Raw genomic sequence first — 538 nt, 5'->3', positions numbered from 1 at the left:
CGTCGAAGTCGACAGCGAGCCGATCGAGCTATTGGCGGACGACAGGCCCGTCGACGTCGAAGTCGAGAGCGAACCAATCGAGCTGTTGGCCGACGACAGACCCGTCGACGTGGAGGTCGACAGCGAATCGATCGAGCTATTGGCGGACGACAGGCCCGTCGACGTCGAAGTCGAGAGCGAACCAATCGAGCTGTTAGCCGACGAGAGGCCGGTCGACGTGGAAGTCGAGAGCGAACCAATCGAGCTATTGGCCGACGACAGACCGGTCGACGTGGAAGTCGACAGCGAACCAATCGAGCTGTTAGCCGACGACAGACCCGTCGACGTCGAGGTCGACAGCGAACCAATCGAGCTATTGGCCGACGACAGGCCGGTCGACGTCGAAGTCGACAGCGAACCGATCGAGCTGTTAGCCGACGACAGGCCCGTCGAGGTCGAAGTCGAGAGCGAATCGATCGAGCTATTGGCCGACGACAGACCGGTCGAGGTCGAAGTCGAGAGCGAACCAATCGAGCTGTTAGCCGACGACAGACCCTGT

General features: G+C 61.2%; 1 protein-coding gene. It reads left to right on the top strand.

Annotated elements, in window-relative coordinates; translation table 11 throughout:
* Positions 1 to 538 (top strand): hypothetical protein (locus LGN19_RS39705; RefSeq protein ID WP_264173373.1); only part of this gene is annotated, 538 nt, incomplete at both ends.

It is taken from the genome of Burkholderia sp. AU30198 (assembly GCF_020419825.1).
In the GTDB taxonomy this organism is placed as follows: domain Bacteria; phylum Pseudomonadota; class Gammaproteobacteria; order Burkholderiales; family Burkholderiaceae; genus Burkholderia.
The sequence above is the reverse complement of the archived record's forward strand: the minus strand, read 5'-3'. Positions and strand labels throughout refer to the sequence as shown.